A 1429-nucleotide genomic window follows, 5' to 3' on the forward strand; every position below is an offset into this window, starting at 1 on the left:
CGGTCGTGTCCCTTGCCGTGGTGTTGGGGATCAACTGGTGGGCGTGTTCGGGGTGTTGGGTAGTGCGGGGGCGCTTTCGGGGAGTTCGCGGTAGATCTCGCCCATGCTGCCTTCGGGGAGATAGCGGCGGGGGAAAGCGATCCATTCGTCGTGCATCTCGAAGAGCACGGCGGTGACCAGCCGGATGAGCGCGTCGTCGTTGGGGAAGACCTGGACAACGTCGATCCTTCGTTTGATCTCCCGGTTCACCCGTTCCAGCGGGTTCGTCGACTGGATCTTCTTCCAGTGCCTGGGCGGGAAGTCCGCGAACGCGGTCAGGTCCTCCTTCGCGTTCAGGAGCATGGCTTTGACCTTGGGAAACTGGGTGCCGAGCATGTCGGCGACGGTGTCGAGCTGGGTGCGTACGAGGCTCGCGGTGGGCTGGGTGAAGATCGTACGGATCGTCGCGGCGACCATCTCGCCGGAGTCCCGGTCGATCACGCTGAACACATTTCGCAGGAAATGAACCCTGCACCGCTGCCAGGCGGCGCCGAGCATGACCTTGCGGACCGCGGCGACCAGCCCGGCGTGCTGGTCGGTGACGACCAGGCGGACCCCTGACAGGCCGCGTTCGCGCAGCGAGCGCAGGAACTCCTTCCAGAACGCCTCGCTCTCGCTGTCACCGACCATCAGCCCCAGGACCTCGCGGCCTCCGTCCTCGGTAATACCAGTGGCCACCACGACGGCCCGGGAGACGATCTGGTGGTTCACCCGTGCCTTGCAGTAGGTCGCGTCGAGGTAGACGTAGGGAAAGCGGACATGGTCCAGCGGGCGGGTGCGGAACGCGGTCAGCGGCTCGTCCAGCGCCGCGCAGATCCGCGAGACCTCCGACTTCGAGATGCCGCTGTCCCCGCCGAGGGCTTTGACCAGGTCGTCCACGCTGCGGGTGGAGACACCGTGCACGTATGCCTCCATGATGACGGCGTAGAGGGCCTGGTCGATGCGGCGCCGGCGTTCCAGCAGGGAGGGGAAGAAGCTGCCGGTGCGGACCTTGGGGATCTCCAGGTCCAGGTCGCCGGCCAGCGTGGTCAGCACCTTCTCGCGGTGCCCGTTGCGGATGTTGGTCCGCGTCGGCGTGTGCTCGTTCCACTCCGCGCCGATGTGGGCACTCGCTTCGGCCTCGATCAGTTCCTGCGCCATCCGCTCGGCGATGGCGCGGATGAACTCGATTCCGTCGGTCGAGCGTAGTGACTCAAGCAGCCGTATCAGCTCAGACTGGGACAGGGTCATCGTGTACTCCTCGTGGTTGAACTGGGCGTTCACCACCGAGAGTTACGCGGTGGCCCACCTCCTGTTGAGGGAGCGGAACTCGCCTGTGGAAGTGCGCCCCGGGCAGACGCCCGCGCACTCCCAGCCGTTGATCCCCAACACCACGACGAGGGACACGATC

At 65.9% G+C, this 1429-nt stretch carries 1 protein-coding gene; it reads right to left on the reverse strand.

Going from position 1 to position 1429, the window contains the following annotated elements; translation table 11 throughout:
- Window positions 1-30 precede the first annotated feature (30 nt).
- Window positions 31-1269 (reverse strand): IS256 family transposase, encoded by a 1239-nt coding sequence (locus tag PV682_RS44030; RefSeq protein ID WP_319738583.1) that lies wholly within the window; start codon window positions 1267-1269, stop codon window positions 31-33.
- Window positions 1270-1429 lie beyond the last annotated feature (160 nt).

Source organism: Streptomyces niveiscabiei (assembly GCF_033794345.1).
GTDB lineage: Bacteria > Actinomycetota > Actinomycetes > Streptomycetales > Streptomycetaceae > Streptomyces > Streptomyces niveiscabiei.